The following is a 22,805-nucleotide window of genomic DNA, read 5'->3' as shown; positions in this document are numbered from 1 at the left end:
CCCCTTCTGTCTCGGCGAGAGATTTTTAACGCCAAAGCGATATTCAGGGTATATGGAGCTCCACGACAGATCTATCAGTCAAGATATTCGCGAACTCGGCGCGCTCTTGGGGACCATCCTCGAGGAGCAGACGTCCCGCGAGGCCTTTGAGACGGTCGAATCGTGCCGACGGGCCGCGATCGACTACCGCACGGGCGATCTCGACACCCGCGATCCGCTAATTACGGAGCTCGAGGGACTGTCGACCCACAATCAGCGGACCGTCGCGCGGGCATTTACGACCTATTTCGAGCTGATCAACCTCGCGGAGGAACGAGAGCGGATCCGAACGATCCGAACGGGCTCTCACGAGCGGACTCTCGACGACGGCCTCGAGAACGCGGCGGCGGAGCTCGGCGAGGCCGACGACGAAACCGTCCAGCAGATTCTGGACGATATCCTCATCGAGCCGACCTTCACGGCGCACCCGACCGAAGCCCGTCGGAAGACCGTGAAATCCAAACTGCGGGATATTTCAACGTCCCTCGAGACGCTGGACGAGCGGCTGCTGACCGAGACGGAGGAGCAACAGGTCTGGCGGGACATCGACGCCGAGGTGACGAGCCTCTGGCAGACGCCGCAGGTGCGAAATCGGCAACCCGAGCCCGAAGACGAGGCACGAAACGTGCAGTGGTACCTCGAGAACACCCTGTTCGACGTCGTCGGCGAAATCTACGACGAACTCGACGACGCGATTGATTCGGAACTCTCGAGCGACGTCGACATCCCGAAGCTGTTCGAGTTCCGCTCGTGGGCGGGCAGCGACCGTGACGGCAATCCCTACGTGACCCCCGAGGTCACGGCGAACATCTTGGAGCGCCAGCGCGAGGTCGTCCTCGAGCGCTACCAGGAGCAACTCAAGCGCCTGTCGGGCGTGTTGAGTCAGGACGGTAGCCGGATCGACGTGGGGTCGGCGTTTCAGGCTTCGCTCGAGACGGATCGCGAACGGCTGCCCGGCGTCACCCGCACGGCCGAGGAGCGGTACCCCGGCGAGCCCTACCGCCAGAAGCTCAAGCTCATGCGCGAGCGGCTCCGCCGTGTCGGCGACGTTCGACCGGGCGGCTACGAAGACGCCGACGCCCTCCTCGAGGACTTAGCCGTCATCGCGACGAGTTTGCAAACCAACGGCGGCGAGACCGTCGTCGAAGCCCACGTCGATCCCATCCGCCGACGGGTCGACACGTTCGGCTTCTCGCTCGCGAGCCTCGACCTGCGCGACCACCAGCAGAAACACACCGACGCCATCGCCGAAGCCCTCGAGCGGGAGGGGATCGACTACCACGGCCTCTCGGAGGACGAGCGCGTCGAGTTCCTGACCGACGCCGTCCTGCAGGACGAACCCGTGCTCGACCTCGGTGAGACCGACGGGCTGACCGACGACTCGGCCCGCGTCCTCGAACTCTTCGACAGCCTCGGGGACTGGCAGACCGAGTACGGCGTCGACGCCATCGACACCTACGCCATCTCGATGACCGACGAGCCCAGCCACGTTCTCGAGGTGCTATTCCTCGCGGATCAGGCCGGCGTCGTCTCGCTACCCGAGCACGCGGGGATCGACATCGTCCCGCTGCTCGAGACCGAGTACGCCCTCTCTGGGGCCCGCCGAATCATGGGCACGCTGTTCGAGAACGAAGCCTACGCGCAGGCCCTCGAGGCCCGCGGGCGAACCCAAGAGATCATGCTGGGCTACTCGGACTCGAACAAGGAGAACGGCTTCCTGGCCGCGAACTGGTCGCTGTACAAAAACCAGCGCCGTCTGGGCGAGATCTGCGACGACCACGACGTGACGATGCGGCTGTTCCACGGCCGCGGCGGCTCGATTTCCCGCGGCGGCGGCCCGATGAACGAGGCGTTGCTGGCCCTGCCGAACAACACGATCACCGGCCAGGTCAAGTTCACCGAGCAAGGGGAAGCGATCGCCGAAAAGTATGGCAATCCCCGCATCGCTGAGCGTAACATCGAGCAGATGCTCAACGCCCAACTCCGGGCGCGCAAGCAGGCGATCGACCGGCCAGCAGAGGAGATCCCCGCGGAGTGGATCAACGCGATGGAGACGATGGCCGACGCCGCCCGGCAGGAGTACCGCAATCTCCTCGAGAGCGACGGCTTCGTCCAATACTTCGAGCAGGCGACGCCGATCACGGTCATCGAGGACCTGAACCTGGGCTCGCGTCCGGCCTCCCGCAGCGGCGAGCGGACCGTCGAGGACCTGCGGGCGATCCCGTGGGTGTTCTCCTGGACGCAGTCGCGGTGTATCCTCCCGGGCTGGTACGCCCTCGCGACCGGTATCGAAGCGTACCTGGAGAGCGAGGAGCCACGCTCCTCGGACGAGTCGAGCGGCGACGAGCCGCGAGACAATGGTGGCTCGATGGAGACGCTACAGGAGATGTACGACGAGTGGCCGTTCTTCCGTACCACGCTCGACAACGCCGCACTCTCGCTCTCGCGAACCGAACTCGAGATCGCCGAACAGTACGCGGGGATGGCCGATGCGACGCTTCGCAAACGGTTCTTCCCGCGCGTGACCGGCGAGTACGAGCGGGCGACCGAACTGATCACGGAAATCGGGCGACGCGATCGCCTCCACACCCGCGACTGGCTCGGCGAGAATCTCGAGCAACGGAATCCCTACGTCGACCCGCTCAACATGCTACAGGTGCATCTGCTCGACCGGAACCACCGCACGGATATCGAGGAGCGAACGCTCCGGCTGACGGTCAAAGGGATCGCTGCCGGGATGAAAAATACGGGATAAGGAAGCGCGGCAGACGGGCCGTGACGAGCCGATGGGTGGCAGCGCGCTCACCAGCAGATAGACATCAACGGACGATCGGCGTGGTCTCGGTTTCACCGTTTGTGCGATGTGTTCAGTCGAACCAGCTCGCCGACGAACGTAACGTGATCGACGATAGCGAGATCGCGTAGCAGTGACGTTGGATGAATCGGTATCCAATTTATTCCAGAACGCATCCGTGTGCTGTACTCGAAGTTTGGCCGCAGTGGAGCCGTCGCTCCCCCCAAACACACTTGATTAGTATAGTTTTATAAGGATTCGATCCATCTCTGGATCACGAACGATGGGCTGTAACAGGACACGAGGCGGTGATCACGCGTGAACGCGGCGACGCCGGTCGGTGACCCGCTCGAGGCGTTCCTTCGATCGAAGTCGAAGGGCGGCGAAGGGAGCGGCAACTACCGTCGGAACCTCGAGCGATGCGTCGAGGACTTCCTCGAGTGGCTCGAGGCGGACGCCCAATCTGGCACGACGTTCGATGAACTCGACGAACGGACGTTTCGCCGGTACGCCCGGAATCTCACCGCTCGCGACCTCGCGCCGGGAACGATCCGGACCTACTACGCGCAGGTGAGTGCATACGTCGGCTGGTGTGTCCGGGAGGGGCTCCTCGAGGCGAACTACGCCCAGCGAAACGTCGCGAAGGAGCCGCTTCCGGAGAACGACGGCCGTCGGTCGGGCGATCAGCAGGCCTGGACCGACGAACACCGACTCCTGATCACGCGACACGTCGACGAACGAGCGCACGACGCCGCCGACGAGAAGGGATTCGGCGCAATTCGGGAGTTCCGCGACCGGGCGCTCGTCTACGTTCTTTGTTACTCCGGCGTCCGCGGCGGGGAGATCTTCGCGGATCCGAAAGACGATCGCCGGAACGGCCTTCGGTGGGGCGATGTCTCGCTCGACGACCAGAAAATGACCGTCCTCGCCAAGAAGCAGGACTGGTCCGATCGATCACTGACGAAACAGGCCGTAAATCCTATGCGGCGATACAAAAGATTGCTCGATCCGGCGAGCGACGAGTGGCCGGTGTTTCCGACGTTTCACCTCCCCTCGCTGTACGAGACGCTTCGTACTGGGTTACGAGACGAATACAGCTGGTCGACCGACGAAATCGAAACCGTCGTCGATGAACTCACCGGACAGACCGACGTGTTCGACGCGCTGCGCGAACGCGACCTGTCGCCGCCCTCTATCAACACCGACGGCGCTCGCCGGATCATGCGTCGGCTCTGCGAGGAGGCCGATCTCGAACTCGAGGGGAAACACGATTACCTCGCCCCGCACGGCGGACGCCGCGGCGCCGGCGAAGTGATGGTTCGCCAGCGCGGGTTCACCGCCGCCGCTCGACTGCTGGATAACAGCGAGGAGGTCGTCCGCAAATCGTACTCGCACATCGAAGCCAAAGAGATGGCGGAAGATGCCGGTGAGGCGTTCACCGAACACGATACCTGACGCGATCCCGATACAAGAGGGAAGATACTAGTAATTTTGTAATTGTGGACGGGGTTCTGGGGGTGCGCGTGTCCTATCAGTATAGCTAAACGTTCGCTCGTCTCACGGATGCCGGGATCGGATTCCGCTAGAGCACCGACAGAATGCGAATCGTTTTGTGCGTGCGGCTGGATTCTCGCGTGGTATGATACTCTCGGGAACGGTCATCGCCGACTCCGAAACCGTCATCGAGAACGGAGCCGTCGTCGTCGACGGGTCGCGCATCGACGCCGTCGGTCGACGCGACGACCTCCGCGACCGGTATCCGGACCGCGAGGAACGGCGCTACGACATCCTCCTGCCGGGACTGGTCGGTGGACACCTCCACTCCGTCCAGAGCCTCGGCCGCGGGATCGCCGACGACTCCGAGTTACTCGAGTGGCTCTTCGAGTACGTCCTCCCGATGGAGGCGTCGCTCTCGCCCGAGGAGATGGAGATCGCGGCGAAGTTGGGTTACCTCGAGATGATCGAGAGCGGGACGACGACCTGCGTCGACCACCTCTCGGTGAACCACGCCGAGCGCGCGTTCGAAGCGGCCGGCGAGATCGGCATTCGCGGCGTGCTCGGGAAGGTGTTGATGGATCAGCGCTCGCCCGACGCCCTGCTCGAGGACACCGACGAGGCTCTCGCCGAGAGCAGGGAACTGATCGAGGAGTACCACGGCGCGTTCGACGACCGCATCCGGTACGCGGTGACGCCGCGCTTCGCCGTCTCCTGTAGCGAGGCGTGCTTGCGCGGGGCGCGCGAACTCGCCGACGAGTACGACGGCGTCCGGATTCACACCCACGCCAGCGAGAACCGCGGCGAGATCGAGACCGTCGAGGAGGACACCGGCATGCGGAACATCTACTGGTTAGACGAGGTCGGGCTCACCGGCGAGGACGTCGTCCTCGCCCACTGCGTCTGGACCGACGAGAGCGAACGCGAACTGCTCGCCGAGACGGGGACCCACGTCACGCACTGCCCGTCCTCGAACATGAAACTCGCCAGCGGCGTCGCGCCGGTCGTCGACTACATAGAGCGCGGGATCAACGTCGCGCTGGGCAACGACGGTCCGCCGTGTAACAACACGCTCGATCCGTTCACCGAGATGCGACAGGGGAGCCTCCTGCAAAAGGTTGACACTCTCGACCCGGTCGCCGCACCGGCAGCGACGCTCTTCGAGATGGCGACGATCAACGGCGCGAAGGTCGCGGGGTTCGACCGACTCGGCGCGCTCCACGAGGGGTGGCGCGCGGACGTCGTCGGCCTCGATACGGACCTGACCCGCGCCACGCCGCTGCACGATCCGCTCTCGCACCTCGTTTTCGGTGCTCACGGCGACGACGTGGTCTTTACCATGGTCGACGGGAACGTGCTGGTCGACGACGGCGAGGTCACGTCAGTCGACGCCGACGCAATCCGCGAGCAGGCGAGTGAGATCGATCTCTCGCTCGAAGAGTACCGCGAGAGCGCCGCCGAAGCGCAGCCGTGAGGGGTGTCCTCGTTATCGCTTTCAGACGGAAGACGAGCGACAGTAACCGATAATATCAGATCTTGTCTCCAGATCGAACGGTGGCGTTCGCAGAAGGGCGGTTATCGTCTCGAGAACAGTATCCGTCCCGTGTTCTGTCGCCTTCAGAACTGTTTCGTTCGTGTACTCTCGACTGACTTGGACTGAGTAGTCGCCGTTGGTATCTTCGGATTCTAGAACAGATTCGTATCCGAGAGGTATACCGATCTATCCGTCTAAATATAGTTCAAATATAGTCCGAACATGTATCTTCTCAGGACGGATCTACGACCGGATAACCGCCGACCACCGTATCTAGTGTAGTCGAGTATACGAAATTAAAATGGTCGTGCTGACATAGTTCTCGGGAGATATCCAAAGCATGAACGAGTAGTGACTTACTCAGACAGTACGAGCATTCTTCGCAGTGATTTGACTGCGCGAACTGACTGTAGTGAACGGTATTCCGCCTTCTAGACTAATCGAGGGGGACGATAATCGGGACGAGTATCGAACATCGATCGACGACTCACTAGAGTACAGTTTCGTACTCCAATAGATGTATTATCAGTGTCCATAACAGTATCTGAAAAATAGAACCAGGAGATAGGTGGTATGATAACAGAGCCATATTTTCGCTATTCTCGATCAGCTTGCGACAGTTCGTGGATACCCTTCACACTCGAGGCGGGGGATTCCGGTCCGTCGCTTCGAGCTCACTCCCGTCGGACGAATACCACCGGGCAGGGGGACGAGAGCAGTACCTCCTGGGTCGTCGACCCGAAGATCGCCTTTCCGGCCGGCGACCGCTTGTCGCCGGCGATGACGAGGAGATCCGCGTCGGCGGCGAGGTCGACGATGGTGTCCGCGTGCGACCCAATGGAGGTGCTCACGTCGTACTCGAGCCCCTCAGAGTCGAACCGATCGACGATGGTCCGAAACGTTCCGTGTTGGGTTGCGATCCGTTCGGGGGCGATCTCGGGTTCGTCGTCGAGACCGAGACTCGTCGTGGTATTCTCGTACTCGTCGTCCGTGAACACCTGTGCGACTTCCACGCGGGCGTTCGCCGGCGTTGCGATATCGACGACCGTCTCCGCGAGTTTCGACCCCAATCCTTCGTCGCCGGGCTTACAGACGAGAACGACCGTTTCTAGTCCCATGTATCATTGATACAGCAGACAGGACTTAAACCTACTCCTCGTGGAAACAGGGGTGGGAACGAGTATACGTCTCCGTCCAGAAGGGATACTCGATCGGGAGACGAGGGGTCGCGTCGCTACTCGACTCCGAACGGACCGTGTCGGTTCATGTTGAGGTTCGGTCACCTTTGGTTTGAATATCTTCCAGGCCGGACGTTCGAGTATGGTCTCGGCACCAGACAGCCATACCACCGCCGATCCCTCGTTCAGGGAGCGACTCGTGCGGGTCGCCGTTTCGATCGTCGTCCTCGCGCCGGTAACGGTCTTTCTCGGCTACGGCGGGTGGATCGTCCTGGCGGTGACTGCAACGCTCGTCGGTTACGATCCGGAGACCGAAACCGGCGAGCCGCTTCGGGAGCGGCTCCTGGCGTGGCCGGAGCGAAATCGAGCGGTAATGCGGACGAACGGACGTGCCGAGCTCCCCGTCCGGCCGTAGTGTAGTCGGTTCGACCAGCCGCAAAGAACGAAGACCGTCGGCGTCGAACGTCGGGCCATGTACGACCGAATCCTCATCGCGGTCGACGGGAGCGACGAGGCCGCACGAGCGGCGGAGTGCGGACTCGAGTTCGCGCGCGTCTTCGATGCGGCCGTCGACGTCGTCTACGTCGTCGAGTCGAAAGCGCTGCGGGTCGCGAGCCCCGGCGGCGAAACGGCTCGTCTGCGAGAACAGGGTGAAGCGGCGCTCGAGGAGATCGAGGCGCTCGCGTCCGATTTCGACCGGTCCGTAACGACGGAACTGGCCGAGGGAAAGCCCGCGGATCAAATCGTTGCGTTCGCTTCCGACCGGGATGCGGACCTGATCGTTGTCGGCAGGCAGGGGCTCACGAGGCTCGGAAAGCGACTCCTCGGCGGCGTCACGGAACGGCTCCTCCATCGAAGCGACGTCCCCGTCTTCGTCGTCCCGAAGGGGGCGTCGGACGCGGTGACCGACTACTCCGACCTGCTGGTTCCGACGGACGGAAGCGAACGCGCGATCGTCGCCGGCCGGCACGGCGCCGCGGTCGCACAGCGGTACGGATCGACGGTCCACGTGCTGAACGTGGTCGACCTGCAGGCTGCGGGCGGCGCGTTCGCCGCGGGCGGGCTACGAGAGGAGTTCGTCGAACGACTCGAGGTGGACGGCGAGGAGATCGTCGAGGACGCGGCGGCGGAGATCGAGGACGCGGCGCCGGCCGTCACGACCGCGGTCGTCCGGACGATGTCCTTCGACGGCGTCCCGGCCGGCGTTCGCGAGTACGTCGTCGAGGCCGATATCGACCTGCTCGTGATGGGCGCCCGCAGTCGGTCGAGCCTCGGTCGCCGAATCCTCGGAAGCATCACCTCGACACTCCTGCGGATAGTCGACATCCCCGTACTGTTCGTGGTGCGTTCGTCGTGATCGGCTCGCCGAGGCGTCTCGCGGTCTAACGCGGGGTTCGTTGGATGTCGTCGGCCCATCGAAGGATCGATTGCCTCGAGGGAGAGGTCGAGAAGGAGGGGAGGAGAGCGGAGCGGGGGAAAGACTTACTCGACGTCCTCGAACGCGTCGAGGATGCGGTCTCCGAACGCGAGCACGAGCAACGCGCCGACCAGGTCGAAGACGATGTCGAGGGCGGTGTCCTTCGGGCCGTACGTGACGAGTACCGGCTCGAGCCCGAGACGGTTCGCCGCGGTGTGAACGGCGTACTCGACGAACTCCCAGACGAGGCCGAGACAAACGACGGCGGCGACGACCCGCGGACCTGGATCGTGTCCCCGCCGACGGCTGGCGGCGTAAATCACCCCGCCCAGAATCGACGAGGAGTGAGCGTGCGTGAGGTGGTCCCACCACCAGACGTCGTCGTACGGACCGAGCATCCCGACGGCGTGATTGAGTAGCGCGGTGTTCACGTACGCCCGCTGCCACGGCTGAAGCTCGACATCGTACGCGCGTTCGACGAAATCGGGAAGGTACGTGCCGACCGCCGCGGCGACGGCGTTCATGACTGCGCCCGGATCTCGTCGCCGGAGTCCGACGAGAAACACGGTGAGTAGCGCGTACCGGGTTCCGCGTTCCCCGCTCGGCTCGGCCGGTATGGACATGCGCCTAGGTCGTACTGACTGCTCGGGATATATAGCGGTAACGCTGCACGTACGGCGCTAGACGCCCGGTAGGGGCAGACGGCAAACGGCTCGACCGCCCCGCCGTGCCGACTCGTCAGAACCCCTCAGGTATCGGAGTCCGTCTCGCCGTCCGCGGACACCAGTACGACGGGAACCGATACGTCACGGACGAGCGCTTCGCTCGTGCTCCCGAGCAGGATCGTCTTGAACGCGGACTTCCCTCGCGTCCCGACGACGACGATATCGATCCCCTCCCTCTCGACGTAGTCGGCGATCTCCCGTTCGGGGACACCCTTCCGAATCCGATCAACGAGCGTCACGTCCCGCGCCCGACTCTCATCGCCGACCGCCTTGAGGACGGACTCGCCCTCGGCGCGGAGGTCGTCCTCGATGGTCGCCGGATCGATGACGCCGCTGTCATAGCCGATCCGGGTTTCGATCACGTAGAGCGCGTGTAGTGTCGCACCGTAGGTCGCCGCGAGGTCGACCGCGTGCGACGTCGCCGCCCGGGCGCACTCGCTGCCGTCGGTCGCGAGAAGGACGTCGGAGTACATCCGTGGGTGGACGTCCAACCGCCTCCGTTATTACTCCGCGGGATGGCAAGCGACGATTCGAGCGCGAGAGTCCACTGGGAAGGACCGGACGGACAGTCACGCGACGCGGCGCGGTGTGCCGTCGGGAAGCGATAGAGCAGCGGCCCGATGAGACGCAGTCGTACGATTCCGTTCAATCTCGAAGAAGGTGGTTGACGGGGTCGCGTCGGCGCGTTCGTCAACCGGCAGCGCAGTGTCCGGCCATCGACCGAGTCGTCGCTCGAGCGCTCCGCTCGGATCCGAGACCCTCGCCCGCAGTCCCGTATAACGAGAATTCACCCGGCGTATATGTCGCTGGTCGTCGAAGGTCTCCCATGCACGTCCTCGTCCCGATCGACGGTTCCGAACCGGCGCGAGCGGCGATCGAACACGCCGTGACGACGTTTCCGGACGCGGATATCACGGCGTTACACGTCGTCAACCCCTCGATGTCGACCTATCGGACAGACACCCACCTCCACTTCGAACGACTCGTCGAACTTGAGGAAGAGCGAGCCGAAACGTTGTTCGAGACGGCCCGAGAGATCGCCGACGAGCACGGCCGCGAGGCCTCGCTGACGACCGAAACCGTCGTCGGAGAACCGATTCGCGACATCGTCGAGTTCGCGGAGGAAAACGACGTCGATCAGATCGTCATCGGCAGCCACGGTCGCTCGGGCGTTTCGCGCGTGCTGCTGGGCAGCGTCGCGGAGCAGGTCGTCCGGCGAGCCTCGATGCCGGTGACGGTCGTTCGATGATCGCCCTCCCGGGAGGCCACGACCCTCGATTCGAGTTTTCGAGATCCACCGCCGCCACTCACCCGCGCTCGAGAACGAGGAACGTGATCGAGTACGACGGCCGCGCCGGGATGGGCCGATACCATCGCTGTGACCTGATCGCGGGCGTGCTCGCCGCCCCGCGGAGGCCCAAACGATTTCGACGGGCGGTCGCCTCGGTGCGGTCGCGACGAGGCGATCGTGGTCGGCGGTACGCCATCGATGGAACGAGAACGGTTAGCGGCTGATAGCCGTCCCTTACATATCGCGTGGCTCGCATTTGCAGTCCGTAGTCTCGGCGTCGGTTTCGTCCGCGGCTTACGACAGGATAAGCTAACGTTAGTGCTGATTTCCGACGACTGTTCCGTCGATTAGTGTCGAATAGACGGCGACGGAGAGAGGAGTGTTCCGAAATTGCGACCGCGATGTTCCAGCACCGAAACGAACCGTTACCCGCTCGAGCAACCCGGAAACTGAGGCGTACGAGGGACCCAATCGACTGAACGACACGCCGTCGTAACACGACGGGAGTTATTGCTGCTTGCTACCCTCTCGAATCGTAGAAATCGACTCGAGGGTCGGGCGACCTCTGTGAGTTCTGATCCCTCGAACGGGATGATGGATGATCTCTCTCCCTCTCCATCTTCGTGTCAATAGCTCGAAATTCCTGGGGACGACCGGATTGTTCGCGTCAATTCCGAGACCCCGGACCGGTTGCCCGTCCGGTGGAAAGACCGACCGTCGTCTGATTGCTTATCGGTCTCGCAGCGGGTGTTATTCTACCCGTATAATTTCCCACACAGGTAGAATCACTGCCACCACCGAAACGGGACGTTTTCCCGGAGAATTTTACGGTTGTATGTATGTAATAATTCGAGAATACCACCGACATATAATGGGTGTCAAGGGTTAGCGATCAAGACAGAAGAATATATATGGATTGTGGTAGATACTGTTCTAACCGCTACGGTACGGTGTAGAGAAATTGGCGGGACTCTTCGAGGAGCCGACCGCCGTCCAGCGGATGTGGTCGATTGGCATTCCCACGAACGGTATGTTCGACCGATCCCGGAATGAGAACCAGTATTCCAACAGTCGACCCACGAGTGCAGCGACTGCAGCAGCGGCCGGCGAACACGCCGCGAGCACCACGGCGGCGAGTATCCGAGTCGATTCGAGCGGACGGCAACCGAAACTACTCTTTACCCGGTGAGCAAGGTCCGAGTATGACCACACCACTTCTCGTTCGAGCGGCGCGGGGCGAACGCACCGAACGGCCGCCGGTTTGGATGATGCGCCAGGCCGGACGCCACCTCCCGGAGTACCGGGAGCTCCGAAACGAGCACTCGTTTCGCGAGGCCATCGAAACGCCGGAGATTGCGGAAACGATCACGCTCCAGCCCTACGAGCGGTATGACGTCGACGGCGTCGTGATGTTCTCGGATATCCTCACGTGTCTCGAGCCCCTCGGGTTCGACTACCGCATCGAATCCGGCGTCGGTCCGGTCGTCCCGAACCCGGTCGAGGGACCCGCCGACGTTCCGAAGGACCACCGCGACGTCGAGACCGAACTCGACTTCGTCTACGACCTGCTCGATCGGCTGTCCGCGTCGGTCGCCGAGACGGACGCCGTCATCGGCTTTGCCGGCGGGCCGTTCACGCTCGCGTCGTACGCCGTCGCCGGCGGCGCCGACCGTCAGAACGGAGCGATCCGTCGGTTCCGCGCCGAACAGCCGGCCGCGTTCGAGGACCTGCTCGAGCGGTTCGCGGACGTCGTCGCAGAGTACCTCCGACTGCAGGTCGACCACGGCGCGGACGTTGTCCAGCTGTTCGACACCTACGCGAGCGTCCTCCCGCCGGCGGACTACGAGGAGTACGTGCGTCCGCTGCACCGGCGGATTCTGTCGGCGGTCGACGCGCCGACGATCCTGTTCGTTCGCGGGATGGGCGGCCGGCTCGAGCAGTTGCGAACCGGCGGCGCCGACGCCGTCTCGCTGGACTGGACCGTCGACCTGGAGCGTGCGCGCGAGGAACTCGGGGCGACGCCGGTGCAGGGTAACCTCGATCCGACACTGCTGTTTGCCGATCCCGAAACGGTTCGGGACCGAACCGTGCAGATGATCGAGGCCGCCGGTCCCCGCGGGTACATCTGCAACCTCGGGCACGGCGTCGGCAAGGAGACGCCGATCGAGTCGGTTGCGGCGTTCGTCGAAACCGCGAAAAACTGGGAGTGGGAGTAGCTCGGTCCGTTCCCGATCGGAAACGGTGAGACCACCCGAGTTTGGGCAGCCCTAGCTGGCTTCGTCCGCGAACGTCTCCGCGAGACCGTTCGCCTCCCGGACGCGCGAGGGGATCCCCATTCGTGACGTGTAGTTCGTCGCGAGGTGGATCCGCTCGGGGAGATCGACACGCTCGAGCGCGCTCCACGACGAATCGTAGGCCGGAAACGCCGCGGGAAGCGTCTCGACGTGCAACGCGTCGGCCTCGGCGCCGAGGACGCGCTCGAACTCTCGCGTCGCGATCCGGCCGATCTCTTCGTCCGCCCGATCACAGAGCTCGGCGTCGTTCATCCCGCCGAGGAAGGCCGTGTAGACGCCGTCACGGTCGAACAGGCTCGCGTTCCAGGAGACGCCGAGGGTCCGAAGCGATTCGCCGCGTCGAACCTGGTAGCCGAATCCGGTCGCGTTGGCGTCGGAGACGAGATGCACGAGCGCGAGCGGGTTATAGGTGAGTTCCTCGAGAGCCGCCGCCTTCGGGACGCTCTCCCGAAGTAGGTCGGCCGTTTCGCTCGCCGGCGTCGTCACGACGACGTGATCGAATCGCTCGACGTCGCCATCGACTCCCGTGACGACGACCTCGTCTCCCGACTCACGGATCGATCGGATCGGCGTTTCGAACCGGACCCGGTCGTCGTGTGCGTCCGCGAGCGCCCGTGGGAGCCGTTGCAATCCGCGCTCGAACGAGACCGGCGGGGGCGACTCGCTTGAGCCGAGGAGCCGTTTGGCGGCGGGCACGAGCAGGTTTCCGTGTCGCTGCTCGAGTTTGAACAGCGACTCGAGCGCGTGTCGCGCAGGCATCTCGGCCGGGTCGGAGCCGAACGTGCCGCCGACGATCGGCCCGGCGAGGTTTTCGTAGGCCTCCCGTCCGAACTTACGCGTGAATACCTCGGCGATGGACTCGTCAGGCTTCGCATCCCCGGTCAACGGCTCTGCGAGTACGCGAAGCTTCGCCGTCGGCGAGAGGAGGTCAGTCTTGACGAACGCGGTCGCCGACCGCGGAACGCGCCGAAGCGCCCCGCGGCTGTAGACGTACAACGGGAGCGAGTCGTTGGCTGCGACGAGTTCCCGTCGTAAGCCGACCGAATCGACTAACTCCGCGACCGGGTCGCTGAGTCGCAAGCGCTGTGGGCCGACCTCGATGACGCGTCCGTCGACGACGCGGGAGTCGATGACGCCGCCGGGTTCGCCGGTGGCTTCGTAGGTGACGCTGTCGACGCCGCGCTCGGCGAGCGTGTGCGTGAGCGCGAGCCCGGTCATCCCCGCTCCGACGATTCCGATACGCATCCCGGATCTCACTCGTTTTGCGCCGGTTCGTTCCGGCGGGCGTTGAGACACATCGCGTTCGGGCTATCCCGGCACGTACACGACTGGAAGCCGTAGTACCCCGGATCGAAGTCGGCGACGAACGGCTCGACGAGGTCGGCCAGGAGCTCGATGAAGCGGTCGTCGTCGTAGGGAACCGGGACGCGGAAGAACCCGAGCCCCTGTACCTCGGCTTCCTCGCGGAGTTCGAGGTCGAGTTCGGAGAGCGTCTCGCTTTGCTCGTGCATGAAGCTGACTGGGTCGACGACGACGCGCTCGGCGTCGAGGGTTTCGACGACGGACTCGACGTCGGGCTCCGTCCACTCGACATCGCGATTCTCGTGGTTCTGGTAGCCGAGTTCGTAGCCGGGGTCGCCGAGCATTCGGTTGACGATCTCCGCGTACTCGTCGACGTACTGCGCGTATCGGCTCCCCTCCTCGAGGTAGTACTGCGGCGTGCCGTGGGCCGAGAAGACGAGTCGCGTGTCCGTCCCCAACTCGAGGCCGTTTTGCTCGAGCGTGTCACGAATCGCGTCGGCACGCAGCCGCAGATACGCCGAGTGCGTGTGCCAGCCGGTGATCTCGTGGTACTCCGGCGACCAGTCGAGATCGTCGACGGCGGCCGAGAGGTCCTCGAGGGCCTGTACCGTCGTCGACGGCCCGCAGAGCGGGTAGAGAGGCAATCCAATGAGGTTCGACACCTCGTCTTCGGCCGCGGCGGTCGCCGCGTCCTCGACGAACGGCTCGGTGAACTGGAACCCATTGTAGGTCGTCACGTCGTGGCCGCGAGCGACGAGTTCGGACTCGAGTCGCTCTGCCTGCGTCTCGGCGTGCGCGTTCAGCGGCGACCCGCCGATCGCTTCGTACTCCTCGATCAACGCGGGGACGCGACGCTCCGCCAGCGAGCGCGCTCGTTCGCGCGCTGCCTCGGGCGTCGTCTCGCCCTCGATTTCCATGTTCGCGAGGAAGATCCGCTCGAGGTAGTCGACAGCGGCGTCTCGGTCCGGTTCCGACGGTTCGCCGAAGTTGAGAACAGCGATACCGGTGCTCATAGTCGGATCCAGGTACTCGAGCGGTTCAAAGATGTCGATACGCGTCGCACGCGCGAAGTTCTCCCGCGGATACCGTCCCTGCTACCGCGACGGGGAGAGGGAGGGGAACCCGCCGGATTAGTCGTCGGTTCTTCCCTCCGACTGGTCGGCCGGTCGCCCGCCGTCGCTAGCCGTGGGCGCGGGCGAACTACTCGGCGAGCCGAAGGAAACATCGGGGCCGAGATACCGCGTCCACAGCACCAGCAGCGACGGGAGGACGATCACGCTGGCGAGGAACGCGTACGTGATCGTCAGTCCGGTGATAATTCCGAACTGCTGGAGCGGCGGGAGGATGGCGAAGGCGAGGACGCCGAACCCGCCGACGGTCGTCGCCGCGCTGCCCAACAGCGCGCCGCCCGTGCCGGTGACCGTCCGGGACATCGCCTCCCAGACCGAGCCGGTGCGCTCCAGTTCCAGACTGTAGCGCTCGCTGACGTGGATGCTGTAGGCGACCCCGAGGCCGACGGTGAGGCTCGTGATCATCCCCGTCATGACGTTGAACGGAATCTCGAGCAAGTACATCGTCCCGAGAATCCACGAAACGCTGAACACAACCGGGAGGAGCGTCACCGCCCCGAGGGTCGCGCTGCCCTTCGTGATCCGGTAGGCGACCATCAGGAAGGCGAAGACGGCCACGAGCGTGATCAGCAGGCTCTCGATGACCGTGTCCATCAGCTGGTCTTGGACAATGTCGAACGTGATCGTCTGTCCGGTCGCGGTGGCCTCGAGTCCGTTCCCGTCGAGGTCGTCCGCGATCGCTCGCATCTCGTCCGTGACGTCGCTCATGGACGCGGCGCCGCTCGTCGAGACGACCATCCGAACGGCCTCGTAGTCCCCTTCGTCGGTCCGATGGATGACGCTACCCGCCTCGTCGGGCGCGGTGGCGAACAGTTCATCGTACACCTGCTCGACGTTCTGATCGGGCACGCCGTCGCCGTCGGTGTCGGCCGCGGCGAACGTCGCGTTGAACGATTCGTTCTCGGCGGCGACCTGTTGCATCGTTCCGAGGGGACTCTGGACATCGGCCTCGCCGCTCGAGAGCGTGATTGCGACGTCGCTCTCGGCGGCCTCGCTCTCAGCTGCCTCGAGCCGCTGTAACGTCTCTGGATCGGTTACGTTCCCCTCGACGAGGACTTGCGCCTGGGAGTCCTCCCGGGCGAAGTTCTGATTGACGAACTCAAGGTTCTCCTTCATCGAGTAGTCGCCCGGCTCCATCGGACCGGGAAGGTTGTCCGTCCACTCCGGCGGATCCTCCGCGATGAAGTCCTCCTGGTTGAAGCTGGTGTCGACCTGCGCCGCGCCGTACGCGCCGCCGGCGCTCACGAGAACTGCAACGAGGATGATGACGAGCGGCATCCGTCGCGCCGCCGTCGATCCGACGGACAGGAGCTGGCTGAATCGGCCGCCGCCCGTCCCGAACGCGCGCTTTTTCCGATCCACGCCGTGCGACTCGAGGAACTCGTCGAGTTCGATTTTGAGCGCCGGAACCAGAATGCCGAAGACGAGCAGGGCGACCGTAATCCCGACCGCACTCACGATACCGAAGTCCTTTATCGGTGGCACCGGACTCGTCAGGTTCGAGAGGAAGCCGATAGCCGTCGTCGCGGTCACTAACACGAGCGCCACGCCGACGCCGGCCAGGGTCACCCGCATCGAGCCGCGGGTGTCGTCCGCGCCGTACGCACCGCCAGCCTGACGCTGCTCGCGGTGACGCATGAAGATGTGGATCGCGTAGTCGATCGAGAGCCCGATCAGTAAGACGGGCACCGCAATGAACATCTGGTTGAAGTCGATCCCCGCCCAACCCATGAACCCGAACGTCCAGAGGAGGACGGCGCCGATACCGACCAGACCGAGGAAGATATCGAGCAGATCGCGGTACGCGACCAGCAAGGCGACGACGACGAACAGCAGCGCGAGGGGACCGACGATCGCGATGCTGTCGCCCATCGAGTTCTCGATCTCCTCTCCCATGATCCCGCTGCCGAAGACGATAACCTCGGAACTGCCGTCCTCGACGTCCTCGTTCGCGATGGACTGCATGGCCAGTTGCGCGTCAGTGACCGCATCGGATGCCGTCCCTTCTTGGCCACCACCGCCGTCGGTCTGATGGGTGACCATCAGCATCGTCGCGTTCGCGCTCGAGGAGCCGGGCTCGTAGCTCGTCGGCATGAACGCCAGTCCGCTCATCTCGCCCGACGACTCTTCGCTCAGTACGGCGCCGAGCGCCCGTTCGTACTCCGCCTCGTTCATCGACTCGAGGGCGTCGATCTGCTGTTGCAGCGTCGGCGACGCGGCACTCGCCTGTGCACCCTGTTGCTGGCTGGCGTTGTCCTCCTGTGCGACCCGTTGCTGACCGGACTCGTCCGCTTGTGTCGCCTGCTGACCCTCGGACAACGACGCGAGTGCGACGAGGTTCGCCACGCCGACCGTCGGCCGTTCGTCGGCGAGCGTCCGGTTGATCGTCTCGTTCTCGCGGAACGACTGTTGTAACTGGAGATTCTCGACCATCGCCTCCTGCGTGAGGACGTTCTCACCCCTGACGATCACTTGCGCGGCCGACGTGTTCTCCTGGCCCGCCGAGAAGTTCTCCTCGATGTACTCCATCTTCTGCGCTTCCTCGCTGTCGCTCTGGAACGCATCGAGGTCGGAGGACTGCTCGACCATTCCGGCGCCCGCACCCACGACGAGCGTGAGCACGAGCATGACGGCGATCACGGGCCGACTGTAGTCCGCGACCACGTCGGAGATCGCATCGATCCAACTCATGTGGCGGATAGACCTCCTCGTATCCCGTCCTCGTTCGGTGCGCTCGACTCGCTACTGAGCGAGGAGCGACCCCGAATCCGACCGGTAGCGGTCGTGATCCCGGCCATTCGTTTCGGTTTCGCTGTCATGTGTTGACTGAATATTCAATCAACGCTTATATGCTTTTTCTCTTCGGCTGTTTCGTCCCGGTAGGAGGGCCTGAGAGAAATCCGTTCCGATCCGTCTGGACTGACCGTTCAATCGATTTTTATAGCTGGTAGTCGTATCCGGCAGTCAGCATGGTGGGAACTACGGAATCGACCTGGAACCGACGTCGGACCGCCGTCGAAACGCACGGGAAGGACGGGACGCGAGGACGATGACGGAGCTTCCGCAATTCCTCGAGAATCCGGGTGGTACTCGCGGCGCTATCATGAGCGCGACGTACGCCGCACTCTGTAAACACGGATACAGTGATCTCACGATCCAGCGGATCGGCGACGAGTTCTCGAAGAGCAAGTCGCTACTGTACCACCACTACGACAGCAAGGACGAACTCCTCCTCGATTTCCTCGAGTTCATGCTGGACGAGATCGAGGGCCAGATCCCCGCGTACCAGGACGGGGGCGTGGACGATCACATCGAGGAAATCGTTGACCAAACGTTCGGCTTCGGCGACGCCGCGACGTCGACCGAGTTCACGCAGGCGGTCGTCGAACTTCGATCGCAGGCGGCCCACGACGACGATTACCGGGAGTATTTCTCCCGAAGCGATCGCTTCATTCGAAAACACATCGCACATACGATCCGGTCGGGAATCGAACAGGGCGTGTTCCAGGAGGTCGACCCCCAGCAAACGGCGGCGCTCTTCCAGAACGTCTTCCTCGGAACGATGGTGCTTCGCGTCACCAACAACGACGAGGAGGTCCTCGAGGACAGCCGCGCCGCCTTCGAGCGCTACGTTCGGGAGTATCTCCTCGTCGAAGCGTGAGCCGGCGGCGCTAACCGGCCACCGCACGGGTCGAATCGTCTCGGTGTGTCCGAACGACAACGCGCCGGTCGCGATTACGCGAGTTCGGCAGATTCGATCGGGTTCAAAACACCGTCACGAGTCCGCCGAAGACGCCGGCCGTGACGAGAAGCCGCCCGAGACTCCCGAGAAACGTCGCGGCGGCGAACCGCACGTAGTCCGTTTCGAGGACGGCGAACGCGTAGATCGAGATCGTGTCGGGAAAGAACGGGACGGACAGGGCGATCGCCATGCCGCCGTACCCGTATTGCTGTGCGAGCTGGACCGAGCGCTTTTCGGACCACTGCAGCACGTCCCATCGCGACTGGCGCAGCCAGCGGGTTACCGGACCGGCCTGTTTGACCTCTTGGCCGATATGAAACGCCAACACGCTGCCGACGGCTTTGCCGATCGCGCTCACGAGCATGACGCTCGAGAGTTGCGCCCACGAGGGCAGCCCGAGATCGAGCGGCGCGATCAGCACGATCTCACTCGGGCCAGGGAGGACGAACGCGATCAGAAACGAGTACGCGAAGATAACGGCCATTCCGGGCCAGCCCGTCGCCGTCTCGACGACGGCCTCGAGTCCGCCGCCGACAGCGGCGATCACGGTTTCAAGCATGAACGACAGTCGGAACATCGGCGTCCGGTCGGGTAAGCGTTCGGTTTGCGTGTATATCGCGTTGGAGTGTTCGTTCGGCCGGTACCGAGCCGTACGCTCCGCGATTCGTCGGGACGGAGTGCTCGAGAGCAACGTCCCGCGCCCGTCGTGCGTCGACTCCACGACAAGGAGGAGCGGTCACGAAGACTTTTTACTTACTGAACGGTTAGTCAACACATGGTTCGATCGATATCGCGGAAACGCCCGTGGCTCGCAGCGCTGCTCGCGGCGATTCTCACCGGGTTCGGCCACCTGTACCTTCGCCGGTGGCGCCGCGCGCTCGGGTGGCTCGCTGCGTCGTTCCTCGTGTCCGCTCTGTTCGTCGATCCCGCGGCAGTCGAGAAACTGATGGCCGGGACTATGAACGCTGAGACGATACTGGCGATGGCGCCAATGATCTTCGTCGCGGGGCTCAGCGTCGTCGACGCGTATCTGCTTGCCCACGTCCAGAACGCGGCTGCTCGCCTGGCGACGACGGACGACGCGGACGCGGACGCAGTCAGCGCAGCGACGGCCGACGAAGGCGCGATCGACTGCCCCCACTGCGGCAACGAACTCGATCCGGAACTCGAGTTCTGTCACTGGTGTACGAAAACGGTCGACGTCGACGGCGACGAACTCGAGGAGTCGGCCGATCGATAGGGAGGAGGCGCTCGCCGTTGTGCCTCGATATTTTCAGTTCTGTTAAACGAGACGTTTCCCTTCGAGCCTACATGCTCGACCCTATATCTACGATAAATATCTTAGAAAAACATCTAAGAGACTTAGGTTAGACGTGGTTACTAATCCGGTTTAGAGCACATATCTTCCGTAACGCTCTTTCAGGTGATAAGCGCGCGAGTACACTTAGCGAACCGCTCGGTCCGAGGGAGAAGACAGCAGTACCGCCTGTACGTACTCGTCGGCAGTTCCTCTCGCCGTCGTGAGCGACCGCTCGAGTCCGGGCGCCGTCGACGAACGTCATGAGCGCCCGCGAGACGTGATCGGAGTCGACGTCGGCGAACACGCCCTCCTCGATGCCCTTATCGATCACCGTGCGAAGCAGGTACCGAACGTACTCGTCGTTCTGTCGGAACCGGTCGCTAAATCGCTTCTTGTACGGCGCCTGACTCCGCCCTCCAGGACCGTGACGAGCAACTCCTGCTGGTCATGGCGCTCGACAAACAGTTTGTCGAGCAGCGACTCGAGGCGCTGTTCGGAAGCCGTCATTTCGATTTCGTGGACCAGATCCGTGAATCGATCGAGGACGTAGTCCAAGAACGCCGCGAGCAGGTCTTCCTCGGTGTCGTAGTGGGAGTGGATCCGGCGATCGATTCCTGTACTCATCGGCAATCCGTTACATCGTGAGACCAGCGTCCCTGGTTCGCAAAGCGCGCGGGAGATCGTCGCGTCCGGATCGGGGACCGTTTTAGTCGTCGAATCGGCCATTACCCCGCTCTCGAGGAGTCCACGGATGTCGATTTTGACCCGACGTTAGTCGATCGCTGTTCGATGGCGCGGCTACAAGATTCCTCCACGGGGAATGGCAGCGTCTGAGCGAACGACCCAAATCGATCCCGTTCCCGAACGTTTTTGACTGACCAGTCAGTAACCTCTGTACTGAACGATATGAACGCTACTGCAATAATCGGATTGGTTCCGGTGAGATGTCGCCCTCCCCGCGGACGCGACACCGCCGATTTCCGTCGCCGAGAAAGCGCCGTCAAGTCACCTGTGGTGACTAACTGATGGGGGTGCGCCGGTTCGTCGACTCGCTGTTCAAGGACTCCGACGAGTTCGATCTCACGTCGGGCGGGATCGGCAAGCCGCTGTTCTACCTCTCCCTGCCGATCATCATCCAGAACCTGTTTCAGGTCACGTACAACCTCGCGGACACCTTCTGGCTCGGCCGCCACAGCACGGCGTCGCTGTCGGCGATCAGTTTCGCGTTCCCGATGGTCTTCCTGATGATCTCGCTGGCGCTCGGCCTCTCCGTCGCCGGCAGCGTGCTGGTCGCCCAACACGTCGGCGCCGGCAACGAGCGCAAAGCCGAGTACGCCGCCTCGCAGACGATGGCCTACGCCGTCGTCGCGTCGCTCGTCCTCGGCGTCGTCGGTTACGCCTTCGTCGACGAGTTCCTCGTGCTCCTCGGGACCGGTCCCGAGATCTCGCCGCTGGTCGCCGACTACATGCGGGTCTACTCGATCGGCCTCGCGGGCGTGTTCGGCTTCGCCGTGTTCATGGCGCTCATGCGCGGGTACGGGGATACGATTACCCCGATGTACGTGATGGCCGGCTCGGTCGCCCTCAACGTCGTCCTCGACCCGATCCTCATCTTCGGCTTCGAGAACAATCCCCTGTTCGGCCTCTTCGGAGCCGGCGGCCTCGAGGCATCACTGTTCGAACTGACGGGGTACGCCGGATCGGGGATCGAAGGCGCCGCGATCGCGACTGTCTTCTCGCGGGCGCTGGCGTTCGCCGTCGGCCTCGCGATCATGTTCGTCGGCGACCGGGGCGTGAAGATCCGGCTGACGCAGATGGCGCCCGATCTCACGTTCGGCCGGAAGATCGTCGATATCGGACTCCCGGCGTCGATCGAGGGGACCGCCCGCTCGCTGTCGATCAACCTGCTGCTGTTCGTGCTGGCCGCCTTTCCGGCGGAGATCAGCGCCGCCTACGGGATCGGAACCCGGATCTTCTCGGTCGTGTTCCTCCCGGCGCTGGCCGTCTCACAGGGAATCGAGACGATGACCGGTCAGAACATCGGCGCGGGGAAACAGGATCGGGCCGCCGCGACGAATCACTTCGGTGCGCGCGCCATGCTCGTCATCCTGTCCGGCGTCGGACTCGTCACGCTAGTGGCCGCGCGGCCGATCGCGGCCGTCTTCACGAACGACCCAGCGGTCGTTGCCGAGAGCGCGACGTTCCTCCGGTACGCCGCCCTAACGTTCGGATTCATGGGCGTCATGCGGGCCTACACCGGCGGCTTCCGCGGCGCCGGGAAAACAATGATCGCCGCCGTCGTCTCGGTCGTGACGCTCGGCCTCGTCCGGTTGCCCATCGCTTGGCTCGGGTCGTCGGCGATCGGCTCCGTCGGACTCTGGATCGCGTTCCCGATCTCGAACGCGATCGGTGCGGTCGTCGCGTACCTCTGGTTCAAGCGCGGGACGTGGCGGACGACGGACCTCACGGGGATGAACATCGGCGCCGACGCCCCCGGGACGGATACCGCGTCGTCCGACGACTGAGACCGACGACTCGAGGACGCGCTCGCGTCACCCACCAAAA

The 22,805-nt window shown here is 63.7% G+C and carries 17 protein-coding genes and 1 pseudogene; 10 read left to right on the top strand and 8 right to left on the bottom strand.

Annotation, left to right across the window (positions count from 1 at the left end; translation table 11 throughout):
* Positions 1–52 precede the first annotated feature (52 nt).
* From ppc to EH209_RS19450, 3 genes are all read left to right on the top strand, one after another.
* Positions 53–2,794, top strand: a complete 2,742-nt coding sequence (ppc, locus tag EH209_RS19460) for a phosphoenolpyruvate carboxylase (protein WP_126664473.1) — start codon at positions 53–55, stop codon at positions 2,792–2,794.
* 357 nt (positions 2,795–3,151) lie between these two features.
* Positions 3,152–4,288 (top strand): tyrosine-type recombinase/integrase, encoded by a 1,137-nt coding sequence (locus EH209_RS19455; RefSeq protein WP_126664472.1) that lies wholly within the window; start codon positions 3,152–3,154, stop codon positions 4,286–4,288.
* 184 nt (positions 4,289–4,472) lie between these two features.
* The gene (locus tag EH209_RS19450; protein WP_126664471.1) at positions 4,473–5,801 is read left to right on the top strand and encodes a 5'-deoxyadenosine deaminase; all 1,329 of its coding nucleotides are present in this window, start codon (positions 4,473–4,475) and stop codon (positions 5,799–5,801) included.
* A 734-nt stretch (positions 5,802–6,535) separates the two neighbouring features.
* Here EH209_RS19450 and EH209_RS19445 read toward each other — a convergent pair.
* Positions 6,536–6,979, bottom strand: coding sequence for a universal stress protein (locus EH209_RS19445; RefSeq protein WP_126664470.1), 444 nt, complete (start codon positions 6,977–6,979; stop codon positions 6,536–6,538).
* Between the two features lie 202 nt (positions 6,980–7,181).
* On the opposite strand from EH209_RS19445, the gene EH209_RS19440 reads away from it, so the two are divergent.
* Both EH209_RS19440 and EH209_RS19435 read left to right on the top strand, forming a co-directional pair.
* Positions 7,182–7,454, top strand: a complete 273-nt coding sequence (locus tag EH209_RS19440) for a hypothetical protein (protein ID WP_126664469.1) — start codon at positions 7,182–7,184, stop codon at positions 7,452–7,454.
* Positions 7,455–7,511: 57 nt separating this feature from the next.
* Positions 7,512–8,396 (top strand): universal stress protein, encoded by an 885-nt coding sequence (locus tag EH209_RS19435; protein ID WP_126664468.1) that lies wholly within the window; start codon positions 7,512–7,514, stop codon positions 8,394–8,396.
* Positions 8,397–8,521: 125 nt separating this feature from the next.
* Here EH209_RS19435 and EH209_RS19430 read toward each other — a convergent pair whose 3' ends face one another.
* Positions 8,522–9,079, bottom strand: coding sequence for a hypothetical protein (locus EH209_RS19430; protein ID WP_126664467.1), 558 nt, complete (start codon positions 9,077–9,079; stop codon positions 8,522–8,524).
* Positions 9,080–9,204: 125 nt separating this feature from the next.
* Entirely contained in the window at positions 9,205–9,654 is a 450-nt protein-coding gene (locus EH209_RS19425) for a universal stress protein (RefSeq protein WP_126664466.1), read from the bottom strand.
* 353 nt (positions 9,655–10,007) lie between these two features.
* On the opposite strand from EH209_RS19425, the gene EH209_RS19420 reads away from it, so the two are divergent.
* Positions 10,008–10,430: a universal stress protein gene (locus tag EH209_RS19420; protein WP_126664465.1), complete on the top strand. Its 423-nt coding sequence runs from the start codon at positions 10,008–10,010 to the stop codon at positions 10,428–10,430.
* A 1,244-nt stretch (positions 10,431–11,674) separates the two neighbouring features.
* Entirely contained in the window at positions 11,675–12,688 is a 1,014-nt protein-coding gene (gene hemE, locus EH209_RS19415; protein WP_126664464.1) for a uroporphyrinogen decarboxylase, read from the top strand.
* A gap of 51 nt (positions 12,689–12,739) precedes the next feature.
* Here the strand turns inward: hemE and hemG are convergent, their stop codons facing one another.
* From hemG to EH209_RS19400, 3 genes are all read right to left on the bottom strand, one after another.
* Complete coding sequence (hemG, locus tag EH209_RS19410; protein WP_126664463.1) at positions 12,740–14,011, bottom strand: protoporphyrinogen oxidase; 1,272 nt, start codon at positions 14,009–14,011, stop codon at positions 12,740–12,742.
* A gap of 8 nt (positions 14,012–14,019) precedes the next feature.
* A complete protein-coding gene (hemH, locus tag EH209_RS19405) occupies positions 14,020–15,081 on the bottom strand; it encodes a ferrochelatase (RefSeq protein WP_126664462.1) in 1,062 nt (353 codons plus the stop codon).
* A gap of 117 nt (positions 15,082–15,198) precedes the next feature.
* On the bottom strand, positions 15,199–17,889 hold the full coding sequence (locus EH209_RS19400) for an efflux RND transporter permease subunit (RefSeq protein WP_126664461.1): 2,691 nt from the start codon (positions 17,887–17,889) through the stop codon (positions 15,199–15,201).
* A 358-nt stretch (positions 17,890–18,247) separates the two neighbouring features.
* On the opposite strand from EH209_RS19400, the gene EH209_RS19395 reads away from it, so the two are divergent.
* Positions 18,248–18,859 (top strand): TetR/AcrR family transcriptional regulator, encoded by a 612-nt coding sequence (locus tag EH209_RS19395; protein ID WP_126664460.1) that lies wholly within the window; start codon positions 18,248–18,250, stop codon positions 18,857–18,859.
* Positions 18,860–18,962: 103 nt separating this feature from the next.
* On the opposite strand, the gene EH209_RS19390 is transcribed toward EH209_RS19395, so the two are convergent.
* Complete coding sequence (locus EH209_RS19390) at positions 18,963–19,499, bottom strand: YqaA family protein (protein ID WP_204749676.1); 537 nt, start codon at positions 19,497–19,499, stop codon at positions 18,963–18,965.
* Positions 19,500–19,715: 216 nt separating this feature from the next.
* Here EH209_RS19390 and EH209_RS19385 point away from each other — a divergent pair, with 216 nt between their 5' ends.
* Positions 19,716–20,180 carry a zinc ribbon domain-containing protein gene (locus EH209_RS19385; RefSeq protein WP_126664459.1) on the top strand — a complete coding sequence of 155 codons (465 nt, stop codon included), beginning with the start codon at positions 19,716–19,718 and terminating at the stop codon, positions 20,178–20,180.
* A gap of 204 nt (positions 20,181–20,384) precedes the next feature.
* On the opposite strand, the pseudogene EH209_RS25195 reads toward EH209_RS19385, so the two are convergent.
* A pseudogene (locus EH209_RS25195) lies at positions 20,385–20,874 on the bottom strand (TetR family transcriptional regulator C-terminal domain-containing protein); the annotation flags it as partial.
* 391 nt (positions 20,875–21,265) lie between these two features.
* Here EH209_RS25195 and EH209_RS19375 point away from each other — a divergent pair.
* Complete coding sequence (locus EH209_RS19375) at positions 21,266–22,765, top strand: MATE family efflux transporter (protein WP_126664458.1); 1,500 nt, start codon at positions 21,266–21,268, stop codon at positions 22,763–22,765.
* Positions 22,766–22,805: the final 40 nt, after the last annotated feature.

It is taken from the genome of Haloterrigena salifodinae (assembly GCF_003977755.1).
Lineage (GTDB): Archaea > Halobacteriota > Halobacteria > Halobacteriales > Natrialbaceae > Haloterrigena > Haloterrigena salifodinae.
Note: the sequence above shows the minus strand (reverse complement) of the source record. Positions and strands in the feature narration are given on the sequence as shown.

Bases quoted from the DNA above. Each gene is read 5' to 3' on its own strand.
- EH209_RS19395 (WP_126664460.1), top strand. From the start codon at position 18,248: ATGACGGAGCTTCCGCAATTCCTCGAGAATCCGGGTGGTACTCGCGGC.
- ppc (WP_126664473.1), top strand. From the start codon at position 53: ATGGAGCTCCACGACAGATCTATCAGTCAAGATATTCGCGAACTCGGC.
- EH209_RS19440 (WP_126664469.1), top strand. From the start codon at position 7,182: ATGGTCTCGGCACCAGACAGCCATACCACCGCCGATCCCTCGTTCAGG.
- EH209_RS19400 (WP_126664461.1), bottom strand. From the start codon at position 17,889: ATGAGTTGGATCGATGCGATCTCCGACGTGGTCGCGGACTACAGTCGG.
- EH209_RS19450 (WP_126664471.1), top strand. From the start codon at position 4,473: ATGATACTCTCGGGAACGGTCATCGCCGACTCCGAAACCGTCATCGAG.
- hemG (WP_126664463.1), bottom strand. From the start codon at position 14,011: ATGCGTATCGGAATCGTCGGAGCGGGGATGACCGGGCTCGCGCTCACG.
- EH209_RS19375 (WP_126664458.1), top strand. From the start codon at position 21,266: ATGGGGGTGCGCCGGTTCGTCGACTCGCTGTTCAAGGACTCCGACGAG.
- EH209_RS19430 (WP_126664467.1), bottom strand. From the start codon at position 9,079: ATGTCCATACCGGCCGAGCCGAGCGGGGAACGCGGAACCCGGTACGCG.
- EH209_RS19420 (WP_126664465.1), top strand. From the start codon at position 10,008: ATGCACGTCCTCGTCCCGATCGACGGTTCCGAACCGGCGCGAGCGGCG.
- EH209_RS19445 (WP_126664470.1), bottom strand. From the start codon at position 6,979: ATGGGACTAGAAACGGTCGTTCTCGTCTGTAAGCCCGGCGACGAAGGA.
- EH209_RS19425 (WP_126664466.1), bottom strand. From the start codon at position 9,654: ATGTACTCCGACGTCCTTCTCGCGACCGACGGCAGCGAGTGCGCCCGG.
- hemH (WP_126664462.1), bottom strand. From the start codon at position 15,081: ATGAGCACCGGTATCGCTGTTCTCAACTTCGGCGAACCGTCGGAACCG.
- EH209_RS19385 (WP_126664459.1), top strand. From the start codon at position 19,716: ATGGTTCGATCGATATCGCGGAAACGCCCGTGGCTCGCAGCGCTGCTC.
- hemE (WP_126664464.1), top strand. From the start codon at position 11,675: ATGACCACACCACTTCTCGTTCGAGCGGCGCGGGGCGAACGCACCGAA.
- EH209_RS19435 (WP_126664468.1), top strand. From the start codon at position 7,512: ATGTACGACCGAATCCTCATCGCGGTCGACGGGAGCGACGAGGCCGCA.
- EH209_RS19390 (WP_204749676.1), bottom strand. From the start codon at position 19,499: ATGCTTGAAACCGTGATCGCCGCTGTCGGCGGCGGACTCGAGGCCGTC.